13 protein-coding genes and 1 riboswitch are annotated in these 15,646 nt (G+C 70.5%); of the genes, 1 reads left to right on the forward strand and 12 read right to left on the reverse strand.

Annotated features, from left to right (window positions below):
- Nucleotides 1-3 precede the first annotated feature (3 nt).
- From C3488_RS15205 to rpsB, 11 genes are all read right to left on the reverse strand, one after another.
- Nucleotides 4-1,035 carry an ABC transporter ATP-binding protein gene (locus C3488_RS15205; protein ID WP_103839944.1) on the reverse strand — a complete coding sequence of 344 codons (1,032 nt, stop codon included), beginning with the start codon at nucleotides 1,033-1,035 and terminating at the stop codon, nucleotides 4-6.
- A 2-nt stretch (nucleotides 1,036-1,037) separates the two neighbouring features.
- The gene (locus C3488_RS15210) at nucleotides 1,038-2,702 is read right to left on the reverse strand and encodes an iron ABC transporter permease (protein WP_103839945.1); all 1,665 of its coding nucleotides are present in this window, start codon (nucleotides 2,700-2,702) and stop codon (nucleotides 1,038-1,040) included.
- Nucleotides 2,678-3,718, reverse strand: a complete 1,041-nt coding sequence (locus tag C3488_RS15215; protein WP_374955420.1) for a thiamine ABC transporter substrate binding subunit — start codon at nucleotides 3,716-3,718, stop codon at nucleotides 2,678-2,680. The genes C3488_RS15210 and C3488_RS15215 overlap by 25 nt, the downstream gene beginning before the upstream one ends.
- Before the next feature lie 126 nt (nucleotides 3,719-3,844).
- Nucleotides 3,845-3,950, reverse strand: a riboswitch (TPP riboswitch).
- 32 nt (nucleotides 3,951-3,982) lie between these two features.
- Nucleotides 3,983-5,089 (reverse strand): 23S rRNA (adenine(2503)-C(2))-methyltransferase RlmN, encoded by a 1,107-nt coding sequence (gene rlmN / locus C3488_RS15220; protein WP_103839946.1) that lies wholly within the window; start codon nucleotides 5,087-5,089, stop codon nucleotides 3,983-3,985.
- Between the two features lie 310 nt (nucleotides 5,090-5,399).
- On the reverse strand, nucleotides 5,400-8,078 hold the full coding sequence (locus C3488_RS15225; RefSeq protein ID WP_103839947.1) for an RICIN domain-containing protein: 2,679 nt from the start codon (nucleotides 8,076-8,078) through the stop codon (nucleotides 5,400-5,402).
- Nucleotides 8,079-8,426: 348 nt separating this feature from the next.
- Nucleotides 8,427-9,104, reverse strand: coding sequence for a YceI family protein (locus tag C3488_RS15230; RefSeq protein ID WP_103839948.1), 678 nt, complete (start codon nucleotides 9,102-9,104; stop codon nucleotides 8,427-8,429).
- Nucleotides 9,105-9,269: 165 nt separating this feature from the next.
- Nucleotides 9,270-10,397, reverse strand: coding sequence for a phosphatidate cytidylyltransferase (locus tag C3488_RS15235; RefSeq protein WP_103839949.1), 1,128 nt, complete (start codon nucleotides 10,395-10,397; stop codon nucleotides 9,270-9,272).
- Nucleotides 10,397-10,954: a ribosome recycling factor gene (frr, locus tag C3488_RS15240; RefSeq protein WP_044388432.1), complete on the reverse strand. Its 558-nt coding sequence runs from the start codon at nucleotides 10,952-10,954 to the stop codon at nucleotides 10,397-10,399. Before frr ends, C3488_RS15235 begins: the two co-directional genes overlap by 1 nt.
- A 168-nt stretch (nucleotides 10,955-11,122) precedes the next feature.
- Nucleotides 11,123-11,881 (reverse strand): UMP kinase, encoded by a 759-nt coding sequence (gene pyrH / locus C3488_RS15245; RefSeq protein ID WP_103839950.1) that lies wholly within the window; start codon nucleotides 11,879-11,881, stop codon nucleotides 11,123-11,125.
- Nucleotides 11,882-12,072: 191 nt separating this feature from the next.
- Nucleotides 12,073-12,909: a translation elongation factor Ts gene (gene tsf, locus C3488_RS15250; RefSeq protein ID WP_103839951.1), complete on the reverse strand. Its 837-nt coding sequence runs from the start codon at nucleotides 12,907-12,909 to the stop codon at nucleotides 12,073-12,075.
- A 221-nt stretch (nucleotides 12,910-13,130) separates the two neighbouring features.
- The gene (gene rpsB, locus C3488_RS15255) at nucleotides 13,131-14,024 is read right to left on the reverse strand and encodes a 30S ribosomal protein S2 (RefSeq protein ID WP_103839952.1); all 894 of its coding nucleotides are present in this window, start codon (nucleotides 14,022-14,024) and stop codon (nucleotides 13,131-13,133) included.
- A 358-nt stretch (nucleotides 14,025-14,382) separates the two neighbouring features.
- Here rpsB and C3488_RS15260 point away from each other — a divergent pair, with 358 nt between their 5' ends.
- Nucleotides 14,383-14,952, forward strand: coding sequence for a murein hydrolase activator EnvC family protein (locus tag C3488_RS15260; protein ID WP_374955421.1), 570 nt, complete (start codon nucleotides 14,383-14,385; stop codon nucleotides 14,950-14,952).
- A 70-nt stretch (nucleotides 14,953-15,022) separates the two neighbouring features.
- On the opposite strand, the gene C3488_RS15265 is transcribed toward C3488_RS15260, so the two are convergent.
- Nucleotides 15,023-15,580, reverse strand: coding sequence for a TetR/AcrR family transcriptional regulator (locus tag C3488_RS15265; RefSeq protein ID WP_103839954.1), 558 nt, complete (start codon nucleotides 15,578-15,580; stop codon nucleotides 15,023-15,025).
- Nucleotides 15,581-15,646 lie beyond the last annotated feature (66 nt).

Consider the following 15,646-nt stretch of genomic DNA (forward strand, 5'->3'; position numbering starts at 1 on the left):
ACCCTAGGTGGCGGACGCGCCGCCGAGCACCACGATTTCCGCTGCATCGAAGACGACCCCGACCTCGTCCCCGGGCTCCGGGGCCGACCGCAGCGGGCAGGCCGCCTCCAGTGCGGGGGCGGCCTCCGGTTGCAGGCGTACGGCGACATGGGTGCCGCGGAAGGTGCGCGCGGTCACGGTGCAGCTCAGGCCCACGGTGGCCGCCGTCAACCGTACGCCCGCGGGGCGCACCAGCAATGTGCCGGACCCCTGCGGGCAGCCTTCCGGGACCGGGAGCTTGCCCCACGGGGTGTCCGCGGCCTCGCCGGCGACGGTAGCCTCCACCACGTTGTCGAAGCCGAGGAAGCGCGCCACGAACTCGTTCGCCGGCCGCTGCCACACCTCGAGCGGCGTACCCGACTGGGCGATCCGCCCGTCGCGCATCACCACGACACGGTCGGCGAGCGCGAAGGCCTCGCCCTGGTCGTGGGTGACGGCGAGCACGGTCGTGCCCAAGCGGCGGAACAGGTCCCGCAGTTCGACGACGAGCCGCTCGCGCAGCGACCGGTCGAGCTGGCCCAGCGGCTCGTCCAGCATCAGCAGTCGTGGCCTGGGCGCGAGGGCGCGGGCGAGCGCGACCCGCTGCTGTTCGCCGCCGGAGAGCTCCGACACCGCCCTGCGCCCGGCCCCCGGAAGGCCGACCAGGTCGAGCAACTGCGCTACGCGTGCATCCCGTTCGGCGCGCGCGGTTTTGTGCATGCGCAGCCCGAAGGCGACGTTCCCGCCGACGTCCCGCTGCGGGAACAGCTGGTGGTCCTGGAACATCAGACCCACCCCGCGCCGGTGCGGGGGCACCCCGTCCAGGTCACTGCCGTCGAGGAACAGCCGCCCCGCGTCGAGGGGTTGCAGCCCGGCCACCGTCCGCAGAAGCGTCGACTTGCCGCTGCCGCTCGGCCCGAGCACGCACACGATCTCCTGCTCGGCGACCTCGAGGTCCACTCGGTCGAGCGCGGCCCACCCGTCGAAGCGCACGGTCGCGCCTTGCAGCGTGAGCATCGTCAGAACTCCCCCGTCCGATCGGTCCGCAGCCTCTCCAGGACTCCCAGCGCCACCGCGCACACCACCATCAGAATCGTCGACAGGGCCATCGCCTGCCCGTAGTTGAGGTCGCCGGGCCGCGCGAGCAGGCGCGCCACGGCCACCGGCAGCGTCGGGTTGTCGGGCCGCGCGATGAACACGGTCGCCCCGAACTCGCCCAGCGACACGGCGAACGCGAAGCCGGCCGCGATCAGCAACGCCCGCCGTACGATCGGCAGATCGACCTCGCGCCACACCCGCCACGGCGACGCCCCGAGCACGGCGGCCGCCTCCCGTAGCCGTTCGTCCACGGCCCGCAGCACCGGCAGCATGGTGCGGACGACGAAGGGGGCGCCCACCAGCGCCTGCGCGAGAGGCACCAGGATCCAGGAGCCGCGCAGGTCCAGCGGCGGCTTGTCGAGCGCGATGAGGAAGCCGAAGCCGACGGTCACCGCGGACACGCCGAGCGGCAGCATCAGCAGCGCGTCGAAGCCCCGTACGAGCCGGCCGGCGTCCCTGCGGGCGAGGGCCGCGGCGGCGAGCGACCCGATCAGTACGGCGATGAGGGTGGCCGCGACCGCGTACTGGAGGGAGTTCACGACGGCGTCGACGGGCGGGACGAGGAAGGTGCTGTCGTCGGTGCGGGTGAGCGCCTTGTAGTACGCGAATCCGGGTGCGTCGAGCGAGCGCTGGACGAGGACGGCGAGCGGCAGGACGAGCAGAAGGGCGACGGTCGCGAGGACCGAGCCGAGCAGCGCCCACTGTGCGGCCCCGTGCGGCCTGCGCGCCGTGCGCGAGGGGTCGACCAGCTTCAGCGCGCTCTCCCGGCGGCGCACCGTCCAGGCGTGCACCCCGAGGATCGCGCCCACCGCGGCGAACTGGACCATCGTCAGCACGGCGGCGGTGGACAGGTCGAAGATCTCCGAGGTCTGCCGGTAGATCTCCACCTCGAGGGTGGAGAAGGTGGGGCCGCCGAGGATCTGCACCACGCCGAAGGAGGTGAAGGTGAACAGGAACACCATCAGCGCGGCGGCGGCCAGCGCCGGTGCGAGCGCGGGCAGCGTCACCGTCCGCCAGGCCGTGAGCCGGGAGGCGCCGAGCACGCGCGCGGCCTCCTCCTGGCGGGGGTCGAGCTGCGCCCACAGCCCGCCGACCGTGCGGACGACGACGGCGTAGTTGAAGAAGACGTGGGCGAGCAGGATGGCCCACACGGTGGTGTCGAGCCGTATGCCCCACAGGTCGTCGAGAAGTCCACCGCGACCCACCAGCGCCAGGAAGGCGGTGCCGACGACGACCGTGGGCAGCACGAACGGGACGGTGACGACGGCGCGCAGCACCTGCCTGCCCGGGAAGTCGTAGCGGGCCAAGACATACGCGCCGGGCAGCGCGATCAGCAGCGTCAGGGCGGTGGAGACCAGCGCCTGCCAGGTGGTGAACCACAGCACGTGCCGCACGTCCGGCTCGGCGAGCACGGCCACGACCCGCCCGAACCGCCACACCCCGTCCGCCTTCAGACCGCGTGCGACGATCGCGGCGACGGGGTAGGCGAAGAAGATGGCGAAGAACGCGACGGGCAGGGCCATCAGCCCGAGCCGCGCCGCGTTCCCCCGTCTGCGTGGGGTCACTTCAGTACGAGCGACGTCCACGTCTTGACCCACTGGTCACGGTTGGCGGCGATCTTCGTGGGCGCCATGGTCTCGGGGTCCTTGGCCGCGGGCCCGTACGCGGTGAACTCGGCGGGCACCTTCGCTCCCTCGACCACCGGGTAGACGAACATGTTGAGCGGCATGTCCTCCTGGAACCTCTTGCTGATCAGGAAGTCGAGGAACGCCTTGCCGCCCTTGGTGTTGTGCGCGTTGCTCAGCAGGCCGGCGAACTCGATCTGGCGGAAGCAGGTGCCGGTGGCGACACCGGTCGGCGCGGTCTTGGGCCGGGGGTCGGCGTAGACGACCTCGGCGGGAGGCGAGGAGGCGTAGGAGACGACGAGCGGCCGGTCGCCCTTGGCCTTCTTGCCGCCGGCGGAGCCGGAGAACTCCTCGTTGTAGGCCTGCTCCCAGCCGTCGACCACCTTCACGCCGTTGGCCTTGAGCTTCTTCCAGTAGTCCTGCCAGCCGTTGTCCCCGTACTTCGCGGCGGTGCCGAGCAGGAAGCCGAGGCCGGGCGAGGACGTGGAGGCGTTCTCGGTGACGAGGAGGTTCTTGTACTCGGGCTTGACGAGGTCGTCGAAGGACGCCGGCGGGGTCAGCTTGTGGTCGGCGAAGTACTTCTTGTCGTAGTTGACGCAGATGTCGCCGTAATCGATGGGCGTGACCCGGTGCTTGCCGGCGTCCAGCTGGTACGGGGCGCCGACCTGGTCGAGGCCCTTGGCCCGGTACGGCTGGAAGAGGCCGTTGTCCAGCGCCCTGGACAGCAGGGTGTTGTCGACGCCGAAGAAGACATCGCCCTGCGGGTTGTCCTTGGTGAGGATCGCCTTGTTGACGGCCTGGCCCGCGTCGCCGTCCTTGAGGACCTTGACGGTGTAGCCGGACTCCTTCTCGAACGCCGCGATGACGCTCTTGGAGGCGGCCCACGAGTCATGGCTGACGAGGGTCACCGTCGTGGAGTCGCCGCTGCCGTTCCCGCTTGCGGAACCGGACGACCCGCACGCGGACAGGGTGACCATGCCCAGCCCGACGGCCACGGCCGCCCACTGCTTACCGGTGATGCTCAACTGGATTCCTCCTGGGGTGACCAGGAAGAGACGCGGCCCTGCCCGGACCTCGGAGGGTCCCCGGGCAGGGCGCAACAGCTCGAGTGAAGACCGAACTCCCTACCCAGAATGACCTGGGCGAGGTTCAGAGGGTCTGCGGTCGCTACCGCACTCTCAGCGCTGTGGCGCTCCCCTGTCGGAATATGAAGATGTACGTACTGACTGACGGCCCTCAGACTACCGCTCGGTGGCGGCGAGCTGACCGCACGCCCCGTCGATCTCCTGACCCCGGGTGTCCCGGACCGTCACCGGCACACCGTGGGCGGCGATCGCCTCGACGAACGCCTTCTCGTCCTCGGGGCGGGAGGCGGTCCACTTGGAGCCGGGCGTCGGGTTCAGCGGGATCAGGTTGACGTGCACGGGCTTGCCCTTGAGCAGCCGGCCCAGCAGGTCACCGCGCCACGCCTGGTCGTTGATGTCACGGATGAGGGCGTACTCGATGGACAGCCGGCGTCCGGACTTCTCCACGTAGTCGAACCCGGCGTCGAGGACCTCGCGCACCTTCCACCGCGTGTTGACGGGGACGAGGGTGTCGCGCAGCTCGTCGTCCGGGGCATGCAGGGAGATGGCGAGACGGCACTTGAATCCCTCGTCGGCGAACCGGTGGATGGCCGGCACCAGTCCGACGGTGGAGACGGTGATGCCGCGCTGCGAGAGGCCCAGCCCGTCCGGTGCGGGGTCGGTGAGGGCGCGGATGGCGCCGACGACCCGCTTGTAGTTCGCGAGGGGCTCGCCCATGCCCATGAAGACGATGTTGGACAGCCGCGCCGGGCCGCCGGGGATCTCGCCGTCGCGCAGCGCCCGCATGCCGTCCACGATCTGGTGCACGATCTCGGCGGTGGACAGGTTGCGGTCCAGGCCCGCCTGGCCGGTGGCGCAGAACGGGCAGTTCATGCCGCAGCCCGCCTGCGAGCTGATGCACATGGTGACCCGGTCGGGGTAGCGCATCAGCACGGACTCGACGAGCGTGCCGTCGAACAGCCGCCACAGCGTCTTGCGGGTGGTGCCCTGGTCCGTCGCCAGATGCCGGACCACCGTCATCAGCTCCGGGAGCAGCGCCTCCTGGAGCTTGCCACGGGAGGGCGCGGGGATGTCGGTCCACTGCTCCGGGTCGTGCGCGAACCGCGCGAAGTAGTGCTGCGAGAGCTGCTTGGCGCGGAACGGCTTCTCACCGATCGCGGCGACCGCCTCCTTGCGCTCGGCGGGCGAGAGGTCAGCGAGATGCCGCGGCGGCGTCTTGGCTCCGCGCGGCGCGACGAAAGTGAGTTCTCCGGGCTTGGGCATGGTTCAACCAGTGTCGCAGATCCAATCGGGTGACCTGCGGGTGTCGCTCGCTACGACTGTCGTCAGTAGTCGCGACCGGTCGTCCCCGGTCGCCACCGAGCGGCCTCGGGCGGCCCGAGACGGCCCAGGGGTGATCACTCGTGGGCTGCCCGCCACTGGTCGAGGCCGACCCTGACCTGGTGACTGTGAGTGTGCCGGAGGACCTCACCGAACTCACCCGGGCGCGGTGGCGGTGCACCGCGACCGCGGGTCCCTCGGCCGTGGCGGGGCCGCAGGCCGTTGTGGCTGCGGCCCCGCTCCGGCGTCGGGGTCAGGACGGGTCGCCGTACTGGAGGCCGCGTCCGTTGGTGCCGATGTAGACGCGGCCGTAGGTGTCGGGGTCGCCGGTGATGATGCCGAGGCTGCCGATGGTGCCCCACTGGTGGGCGTCGTCGTTGATGCGCAGCCAGGTGGCGCCCTTGTCGGTGGAGCGGAAGACCCCGGTGACGTCCTTGACGGTGCCGATCAGGTACAGGGCCTGGTACTTGGCGCCCGGCGCGGCCTTGCCGAAGCCGAGGGCGGACGCAGACTGCACCGCTTTGAGCGTGGTGAAGGTGCGGCCGCCGTCGGTGGAGTGCAGCAGCCCCTTGGCGCCACCGGCGATCCACAGGTCCCCGGCGATCCCGGGGACGGCCGAGAGCCGGCCGGCGGGCAGGTCGGTGGCGCGGGCGGTGAAGGTCGCGCCGCCGTCGGTGCTGGCGTAGAGCGTGCCGCCGGAAAGTGAGTAGAAGGTCCTGGCCGAGGAGCGGTCGGCGACGACCACGGCGTCGGGGCCCAGTCCGCCGACCTTCGACCAGCTCGCCCCCTTGTCGGTCGAGCGGTACGGGGCCTGGCCGGCCTCGGTCCAGACGATGGTGGTGCCGTCCGCCGCGAGCGCGACGTGGCCGCTGTCGGCGCTGCCCACCGGTTCTGCCTTGAAGCCGTTCCAGCTGCGGCCGCCGTCGGTGGAGTAGGCGCCGTCCTGCGCGCCGCCACGGCCGACGCGGACCATCATCGAGGGGTCGGACTGGGCGAAATCGATGCCGGTGCTGGTGGTCATCAGCGGGTTCTTCAGCCGCCCGGCGGGCACCTTGGTCAGGGAGTCGTAGCGGAAACCGCCCTGGTCGCCCATGGCGGTGACGAGGGTGGCGCCGCCGGGCGGGGCGATCGCGTCCGTCAGCGCGGTCTCCTCCAGCCCGCGGGCGCCCACGGTCCAGTGGCTGGTGCCGCCGCTGTCGGCGGCGGTGACGTCCTTGCTGCGCCAGATGCCGTTGCCGGTGCCGTACAGCACATGCCCGGAGTCGAAGGGGTCGATGGCCAGGGCGGTCATCCAGTGCCCGATGCCGGTACCGACGTACGGAGCGGCGGAGGCGTCCCGGACCGACTTGCCGGCCAGTGCCTTCCAGGTCGTACCGCCGTCGGTGGTGCGGTAGAGCTCGTCCTCGGGCCACCAGCGGTCCAGGGTGGTGACCATCACCGTGGACGGCTTGCGCGGGTCGACGGCCAGGCCGGAGAACCCGTAGCTGCCGCTGGACGGGGAGACGTTCTTCCACGCCCCGCGGGCCGGCGTGTACTTCCACACGGAGCCCGCCGTCACGCCGTTGGGTCCGAGGGCGTTGGTGTACGTCAGGTACAGCGAGCCGTCACCGGAGAGGACGCCGTGCTGCGGCATCTGGCCGGTGGGCTGCCCGGAGACGGCCTGCCAGGTGCTGCCGCCGTCGGTCGAGCGGTACAGGGAGGTGGACCTGTCGGCGACGCCGACGTAGATCGTCTTGCTTCCGGCCGGACCGTACGTCACGAAGGAGATGCCCGCGCCGCTGCTCGCCCCGTCCATGACGGGGAACGAGGACACCTGCCTCCATGTCACGCCGTGGTCCGTACTGCGCCACAGACCGTTCTTGCGGGTGCCCAGCAGCAGGGTGCCGTCGTCCGCGGGGTTGATCGCGAGCCGTTCGCCCGCCCCGCGGCCGTCCTCGTTGGCGCCCAGCTTGAAGGGCAGATCGGTGCGCTTGAAGGTGCGGCCCCGGTCGGTGGAGCGCAGGATCGCGCCGTTGCCCGCCCAGCTGTTGGTGTAGGTGCCCGCCGCGAGGTAGAGCCGGGCGGGGTCGACGGGGTCGGTGGCCAGCGCATCGATGCCCAGCAGGTTCCAGTCCTTCTCCCCGACCCAGTCGGTCAGCGGAATCCACTGCTCTGCCCCGGTGTCCCAGCGGTAGGCGCCGCCCATGTCGGTACGCGCGTACAGCAGGCCCTTCTCTCGCGGGTTGAACACCAGCCCGGTGACGTAACCGCCGCCCACCACCTGGGCGTTCTTCCACGCATACGGTCCGGCCGCGGCCGTGGTCCGCGTCCCGCCGGTCCCGGCCGCCCGGCTCTCGGCCGTCTTCACCAGCTTCCACTGCTGGTTGGTGCTGCCCCTGCTGGGATACTGGACGATTGCCGCTCCCTGGGCCGTGGAGCCTCCGAGGACGTCCAGGACCTGGCCGCTCCTGCGGGAGATGAAGGTGACGGCGTCGGAACCGCTCACATCCTCGATCTTCCACTCCTGGGAGGCGGAGGAGCTGTCGGTCTGCTGCTCGGCGACGGCTCCCTGGGCGGTCGAATTGCCTGCTATGCCCAGCACTTTGCCGCTGTTGCGGTTCACCAGCTCGTAGTAGCCGTCCCCGGTGGGCCTCAGCCTCCACTGCTGGTTGGCGGTGTTCTGGTCGGTCCACTGCTGGACACGGGTGCCGTCGGCGGTGGAGAAGCCGTTGACGTCCAGCACCTTGCCGCTGCGCACGGAGACCAGGCGGTAGTAGGCACTGCCGTCGACCGTTGCGGCCTGCGAGCCCTCCTGAGCGAACAGGAGGTACGGCACGACGATGGCGGGCACGCCGAGCAGCAGACCGGTGGCGGTCCAGCGACGGCGGTGACGCCCGCGGTGCCCGCCGTTCGTGGGGTTCCCGCGATGCCCGCCGTTCGTGGGGTTGTTCATGGGAGAGACGTTCTCCTTGCAAGCTGCTGACCAGAGGAAGGCGGACCCAAGCACTGCAGTGGCCGGATCCGACTCCTTGTGGTCACAGGCTCCCCAAAGGGTTGCCTTGCGCCAGGAACTTTTTCTCTGCCCGTTCCCGGGGCGCGCCGGCCCCGGGTTGACGCTGCGGGCGTACGCGCACCTGATGCCGTCGGGCCAGGAGCCGTACGAGGAAGGCTGTGGATCGGGTGCTCTGCGGCCCCGGTACGTACCTGACGGCCCCGAGCAGCCCAGTGGCCCACACCAGGCGCCCTGTCCGCGCCGAACGCGCTGCTGGAGGTCTCCTGCGGGCGCGGCCCGCGTGTCCCGTCAGGCGGTGGCGGTGGCGCGGATGGCCGCGATGTCGAACTGGAGGCGGACCTTGTCGCTCACCATGGCGCCGCCCTCGGCCAGCCTGGCGTTGTAGGTCAGGCCCCAGTCGGAACGGTTGATCGTGGTGGTGCCGTCGAAGCCGACGCGCTCGTAACCGAACGGGTCCGTCACATGACCGATGTAGGTGAGTTCCAGGTCGACGGGACGGGTGGTGCCCTTGATGGTGAGGTCACCGGTCATGCGGTAGACGTCCTCGCCCGCGAGGTGCACAGCGGTGCTGGTGAAGGTCATCCGCGGGTAGGTCGCGGAGTCCAGGAAGTCGCGGCCGACCAGGTGCGCGTCGCGCTGCTCGACACCGGTCTCGACGCTGGCGGTGAACAGCGCGATGTCGGCACGGGAGCGGGCCGGGTCGCGACCGTCGAAGTAGAGGCGGCTGTCGTACTGCGCGAAGGCGCCGCGCACCGTCGTCACCATGGCGTGCCGCACGGAGAACCCGATCCTGCTGTGCGCGGGGTCGATCATCCACTCGCCGGTGAGAGCCTGCAGGTCGGGATCAGGCAGAACGCCGACACCGGTGTGCGCCGGGGCGGCGGGGCTCAGCGGGGCGCCGGAGGCGACGGGTGCGGCGGGAGCCGCCGCGCGTCGGAGTGGAGAGCTGCGGCCGAAAAGGTTCATGACGCATGTAGGTATGTCAGGGCCACCGGCGCCCGCAAGGCCTGGTCAGGAAACCCGACCCTTCATCGGCAGACCTTCACAGGCGGGCGTATCGGCTGGCTCTCGACACGACGAAGGGGCCCGCCGCCCTGTGGACGGCGAGCCCCTCTGCCCGGACGACACAGGTCAGGCCGACCCCACGAAGATCACCATCAGCAGCCACACCACCGGCGCCGTCGGCAGCAAGGAGTCGAGGCGGTCCATGATCCCGCCGTGGCCCGGCAGCAGCGTGCCCATGTCCTTGATGCCGAGGTCTCGTTTGATCATGGACTCGCCGAGGTCGCCGAGGGTGGCGCTGGCCGCGACCGCGAGCCCCAGCAGCAGGCCCTGCCACCAGGAACCGCCGTCGATCAGGAACTGCATGCACAGGGCCCCCGCGCCCATCGCGAAGGTGACCGCCCCTATGAGACCCTCTCGGGTCTTGCCGGGACTGATGCGCGGGGCCAGCTTGTGCCGGCCGAAGCGCCACCCGATCGCGTACGCGCCCGTGTCGCTGACGACCGTCAGGAGCAGGAAGGTCAGCACGCGCTGCGGGCCGTCGTCGGCCGTGAGCATCATGGCGACGAACGTGGCCAGGAACGGCACGTAGAAGGCTGCGAAGACGCCTGCCGTGACGTCCCGCAGGTAGCCGTCCGGCGGCTCCGTCATGCGCCACACCAGGACCGCGAGCGCGGTCAGCGCCATCGCCACCCAGGCTCCCTCGGCGCCCCGCACATAGCCGGCGACGATCATCGCCGCGCCGCCGACCGCGAGCGGCACCAGCGGCGCATTGATGCCCTTGCGTTCCTCCAGCCGCTTCGTCAGCTCCCACAGGCCCACCACGACGGCGACCGCTATGACGCCGACGAACACGGCCTTGACGATGAACAACGAGGCGACGATCACGACGCCGAGCCCGACGCCGACCCCTATGGCCGCGCCCAGGTCACGGCCCGCACTCTTCTTCTGAGGTGCGGGTGCCGGCTGCGGGGCGTCGGGCATGGGCTCCGTATTCTGCGGCGCCGCCCACGGGGACGGCACCTGCGGCGTCTCGTCGCGGAACAAGGGGCCGCGTCGACGGGCGGCGACCCCCCGGTCGTCATCCTGGTCTCCGCCGGGCGCGGGTACCTCGGGCACGATGGGCATGGGGCGAGTCTGCTGGGCGTCATGCGCATCGTACGCGGGACCCGCCGGGCCGACGCGCTGGCCAGGCCCCTGCTCAGTGGGCCCCCAGTACCCGGCCTGTGGCGGCGCCCCCCAGGAAGAGTCGTTCATCAGACCTCGAGGAGCTCCGCTTCCTTGTGCTTGAGCAGCTCGTCCACCTGTGCGACGTACTTCGCGGTGGTGTCGTCGAGCTCCTTCTCCGCACGGCGGCCCTCGTCCTCGCCGACCTCGCCGTCCTTGACGAGCTTGTCGATGGCGTCCTTCGCCTTGCGGCGCACGGAACGGATCGAGACCTTGGCGTCCTCGCCCTTGCCCTTGGCGACCTTGATGTACTCGCGGCGCCGCTCCTCGGTGAGCTCGGGGAACACCACACGGATGATGTTGCCGTCATTGCTCGGGTTGACGCCCAGGTCGGAGTCGCGGATCGCCTGCTCGATGTTGCGCAGCGCGCTCTTGTCGAACGGCGTCACCACGGCCATACGCGGTTCCGGCACCGAGAACGAGGCCAGCTGGTTGATCGGCGTCGGTGCGCCGTAGTAGTCGGCCACGATCTTGTTGAACATCGCCGGGTGCGCACGACCGGTGCGGATCGCGGCGAAGTCCTCCTTGGCGACCACGACGGCCTTCTCCATCTTCTCCTCGGCCTCGAGGAGGGTCTCTTCGATCACCACTTGCTCCTGCGTGTCTTGAGTAGGCCCGGCAACGGTCCTCATCGGTCTGCGGCCGGCTGCGTCGCGTCTTCTTCCTGCACGGTTCCCGACCGGCAGGACATTGTCCATCCCCCGGTCAGGGTCCCTCGCCCGGACGGGGTTCACCCCCGACGGGTCTGCCTCCGGTCACTCCCGGCCGCCTTGGTCACCCACGAGTGTGCCGATCTTCTCACCCTTGACGGCCCGGGCGATATTGCCCTCCGCCAGCAGCTCGAAGACGAGGATGGGCAGCTTGTTGTCCCGGCACAGCGTGATCGCGGTCATGTCGGCGACCTTCAGGTCCCGGGTGATGACCTCGCCGTAGCTGAGCGAGTCGAACTTGACGGCCTCGGGGTTGGTCTTCGGGTCGGAGTCGTAGACCCCGTCCACACCGTTCTTACCCATCAGCAGCGCCTCGGCGTCGATCTCGAGGGCACGCTGGGCGGCGGTCGTGTCGGTGGAGAAGTACGGCATGCCCATACCGGCACCGAAGATGACCACGCGGCCCTTCTCCAGGTGGCGCACGGCGCGCAGCGGGATGTACGGCTCGGCGACCTGGCCCATGGTGATGGCGGTCTGCACGCGCGAGTCGATGCCCTCCTTCTCCAGGAAGTCCTGGAGGGCGAGGCAGTTCATGACCGTGCCCAGCATGCCCATGTAGTCGGAGCGGGCCCGGTCCATGCCGCGCTGCTGGAGTTCCGCGCCGCGGAAGAAGTTGCCGCCGCCGATGACGACGGCGATCTGGGATCCGTCGCGCACCACGGCCGCGATCTCCCGGGCGATGGCGTGCACCACGTCCGGGTCGACGCCCAGTCCGGTGCCGCCGGAGAACGCCTCTCCGGACAGCTTCAGCAGGAACCGGCCGCGAACTTTGCCGTCGTCGCTCTTCTCGGCCTTGGTGGTCATGGAGATCTCCTCGTGGTGCGCATACGAAGAAGGCCATTGCCGGTGGGGCGTGTTTCGCATCCCATGCGCGGCAATGGCCTCCTCGTCAGATCTGCTGTCGTCCGCCACACGCGTGTGCGGGTCGGCCTACGCCAGTGCGCAGACGACTGCTTTCGACCCTACCGGGGTCGCGCGTCGATCGCGGTCCGGACTCAGATGCCGACCTTGATGCGCGTGAAGCGCTTCAGGGTGACACCGGCCTCTTCGAGGACCTTCTGGACGGACTTCTTGTTGTCCAGCGCGTAGGGCTGGCCGAGCAGCGTGGCGTCCTTGAAGAAGCCGTTGAGGCGACCCTCGACGATCTTCGGCAGGGCGGCCTCGGGCTTGCCCTCGGCGCGGGTGGTCTCCTCGGCGATGCGGCGCTCGGACTCGACGACCTCGGCCGGGACGTCCTCCTTGGAGAGGTACTTCGGCGCGAAGGCGGCGATGTGCTGGGCGACGCCCTTGGCGACCTCGGCGTTCGGCTTGTCGAGTTCGACGAGCACACCGATCTGGAACGGCAGGTCGGGCATCGTGCGGTGCATGTACGCCGACACGTAGCCGTCGGCGAACTGCGCGAAGCGGTCGAGGACGATCTTCTCGCCGAGGTTGGCGTTGGCCTCGTCGACGAACGCCTGCACGGTCTTGCCGGGCTCGATCTCGGAGGCGAGCAGGGCCTCGAGGTCGGCCGGGGAGGTCTTGGCGACGTGCTCGGCGATCGCCTGGGCGACGGCCTGGAACTTCTCGCCCTTGGCGACGAAGTCGGTCTCGCACTTCAGCTCGACGAGGACACCGGAGGAGTTGTCGTCGGCGATGATGGAGACCACGGCGCCGTTCTCGGCGGAGCGGCCCTCGCGCTTGGCGACGCCCTTCTGGCCCTTGATGCGGAGCGCCTCGACGGCCTTGTCGACGTTGCCCTCGGCCTCGTCCAGCGCCTTCTTGCAGTCCATCATGCCGGCGCCGGTGAGCTCACGGAGCTTCTTGACGTCGGCGGCGGTGTAGTTCGCCATGATTTTCGTGAATCTCTTCTCGGAGTTCGAAGTCTCGAAGCGGCGGCCGCCGACCCGGAGGCGGGCGCCCGCCGAAGATCTACGGGCTACGAAGATCTGCTGCCGGTGAAGATCCGCCGACGCGGATCCGCCGGCCTGATGCAGATCCAAGGGCTGCGGGTGAACGGCGGGTGGCGCTCACGGCGCCGCCCGCCCTCACATCAGCCGAACGGCCCTGAAGGTCAGGCCTGCTCGCCCTCGGCCGCCGGAGCCTCGGCGGCCGGAGCCTCGGCGGCCGGAGCCTCGGCGGCCGGAGCCTCGGCCGGCTTCTCGGCCTCGGCGGCGGGGGCCTCCTCGGCCTTCTTCTCGCCCTCGAGCAGGTCACGCTCCCACTCGGCGAGCGGCTCGCCGGCGGCCTTCTCGCCCTTGCCCTCGGCGGCCACGCCGGAACGGGCGATGAGGCCCTCGGCGACCGCGTCGGCGATCACACGGGTGAGCAGGGTGACGGAGCGGATCGCGTCGTCGTTGCCCGGGATCTTGTAGTCGACCTCGTCGGGGTCGCAGTTGGTGTCGAGGATGGCGACGACCGGGATGTTGAGCTTCCGGGCCTCGCCGACCGCGATGTGCTCCTTCTTGGTGTCCACGATCCAGACGGCGCTCGGCACCTTCTGCATCTCGCGGATACCGCCGAGGGTCTTCTCCAGCTTGGCCTTCTCGCGGGAGAGGACCAGCAGCTCCTTCTTCGTCAGACCGGAGGACGCGACGTCCTCGAAGTCGATCTGCTCGAGCTCCTTCAGGCGCTGCAGACGCTTGTAGACGGTCGAGAAGTTGGTGAGCATGCCGCCCAGCCAGCGCTGGTTGACGTACGGCATGCCGACGCGGGTGGCCTGCTCGGCGATGGCCTCCTGCGCCTGCTTCTTCGTGCCGACGAACATGACCGTGCCGCCGTGGGCAACGGTCTCCTTGACGAACTCGTAGGCGCGGTCGATGTACGACAGCGACTGGAGCAGGTCGATGATGTAGATGCCGTTGCGCTCGGTGAAGATGAAGCGCTTCATCTTCGGGTTCCAGCGACGGGTCTGGTGACCGAAGTGGACGCCGCTCTCCAGCAGCTCCCGCATCGTGACGACGGCCATGGCCGTTCTCCTTGTGTTTTCTCGGTTGTCCCTGACGCCCGCGTGCGCCGTGCCGCGAAGGACCGAGGAGGCGCTGACACCGGCCCGTGAGGGGACCGTTGTCGGGGCGTGCGAAGTCGACCCGGTGACCCGGATCGCCACAAGAAGTGTACGGGACCGCCGGGGCAGCGGGTGACGCCGCTGTCCACAACCGGGCAGTTGTCCACAGGTTCCGGCGGGCCAGCCCGTCGTCCGGCACGGTACTCCCATGCGAACGAAACGATGTCTGCGGACATGGCCGACGGCACTCCTGCTGGTCATGGCGGGGGTCCCGGCGTCGGCGGAGTGGGCGGGCGGCCGGCCTTCGACGGCGGTGCCGATGGCGGCCCGTGGGCCGTCGACAGCGGTACCTGCGGCGGCCCGGGGGCCTTCGCCGGGGGCGCCCGCGCCGGACCCTGGCGGTTCGGTGCCCGCCGTGGGCCGTCTGTGGCCGGTGGGGGTGCGCCCCACGGTGGTACGGGGCTGGGAACCCCCGGCGACTCCGTACGGCCCGGGCCACCGCGGCGTGGACCTGGCGGCAGCCGCCGGCGATCCGGTACGGGCGGTCGCCGCCGGGCGGGTGACGTTCGCGGGCCGGGTGGCGGGACGGGGCGTGGTCTCGGTCGACCTGACGGGCACCGGCGACCCGCCGTTGCGTACGACGTACGAGCCGGTACGCGCGTCGGTACGGGAAGGGGACGAGGTGGAACCGGGCGACGTCCTGGGCGTGCTGGAACCGTCGACGGCCCACTGCCCGGGCCCCTGCCTGCACTGGGGCCTGCGCCGAGGGGACGCATACCTGGACCCGCTGTCACTCCTGCCACCATGGCTGCTGCGTGCGGGGCCGTCTCGGCTGCTGGCCGTGGAGGGGGTGCCGGTGCCGGAATCGGTGTCTGTGTCGGTGCCGTAGGCGGGGGTTGCTTGGGCTTGAGTCGGGGTGGGCGGGGAGGGGGAGGGGGGAGGGCCCCCGGAGAGTGAATTCAGCCCCGGACGCCGCGCAGCGCCATCGCCACCGCCACTTCCGTGATGGCCGCGGGATCTTCCGCCGCGCCCAGTTCGATCCGCCGTACCGCCGCGTCGACCACGCCCTGGAGCAGCATCGCGGCGAGTCGGGGTTCGCGGTGGCCCATGTCACGCAGGGCTTCGACGATCATCGCCACGAGCCCGCCGTGCGCCGCCCTGATCTTCTCGCGGGCCCCGGCGTCGAGTTCGCTGGCCGAGATGGCCACCACGGCCCGGTGCCGCCGGTCCCCTACGAGGGCGAGCTGCCGTCGTACATACGCCTCGATCTTGGCCTCGGGGCCTTCCGCCGCCGCCATGGCGGCCTCGACCTCCGCCGCCCAGACGGGGAAGTCGACCGCGCAGAGTTCCTCCACGACGGCCGCGCGGGAGCGGAAGTACTCGTAGACGGAGGAGCGGGCGAGGCCCGTGCGCTCGGCGAGGGCCGGGAAGGTCAACGCCTCCGTGCCTCCCTCGGACAGCAGGGACCGTGCCGCGTCCAGCAGGGCGGCTCGCTGCATCGACCGGTGCTCGGCCACGGAGGCCGCTCGAATCCTTGGCACGTCCACCACTGTACGGACGGACCGCCCACGACGGCAGTCACT

Source organism: Streptomyces sp. Ru72, assembly GCF_002920635.1.
GTDB lineage: Bacteria > Actinomycetota > Actinomycetes > Streptomycetales > Streptomycetaceae > Streptomyces.

Bases quoted from the DNA above. Each gene is read 5' to 3' on its own strand.
- C3488_RS15225 (WP_103839947.1), bottom strand. From the start codon at position 8,078: ATGAACAACCCCACGAACGGCGGGCATCGCGGGAACCCCACGAACGGC.
- pyrH (WP_103839950.1), bottom strand. From the start codon at position 11,881: ATGACCACCAAGGCCGAGAAGAGCGACGACGGCAAAGTTCGCGGCCGG.
- C3488_RS15260 (WP_374955421.1), top strand. From the start codon at position 14,383: ATGGCGGCCCGTGGGCCGTCGACAGCGGTACCTGCGGCGGCCCGGGGG.
- tsf (WP_103839951.1), bottom strand. From the start codon at position 12,909: ATGGCGAACTACACCGCCGCCGACGTCAAGAAGCTCCGTGAGCTCACC.
- C3488_RS15235 (WP_103839949.1), bottom strand. From the start codon at position 10,397: ATGAACGACTCTTCCTGGGGGGCGCCGCCACAGGCCGGGTACTGGGGG.
- C3488_RS15230 (WP_103839948.1), bottom strand. From the start codon at position 9,104: ATGAACCTTTTCGGCCGCAGCTCTCCACTCCGACGCGCGGCGGCTCCC.
- C3488_RS15215 (WP_374955420.1), bottom strand. From the start codon at position 3,718: ATGGTCACCCTGTCCGCGTGCGGGTCGTCCGGTTCCGCAAGCGGGAAC.
- rpsB (WP_103839952.1), bottom strand. From the start codon at position 14,024: ATGGCCGTCGTCACGATGCGGGAGCTGCTGGAGAGCGGCGTCCACTTC.
- C3488_RS15205 (WP_103839944.1), bottom strand. From the start codon at position 1,035: ATGCTCACGCTGCAAGGCGCGACCGTGCGCTTCGACGGGTGGGCCGCG.
- rlmN (WP_103839946.1), bottom strand. From the start codon at position 5,089: ATGCCCAAGCCCGGAGAACTCACTTTCGTCGCGCCGCGCGGAGCCAAG.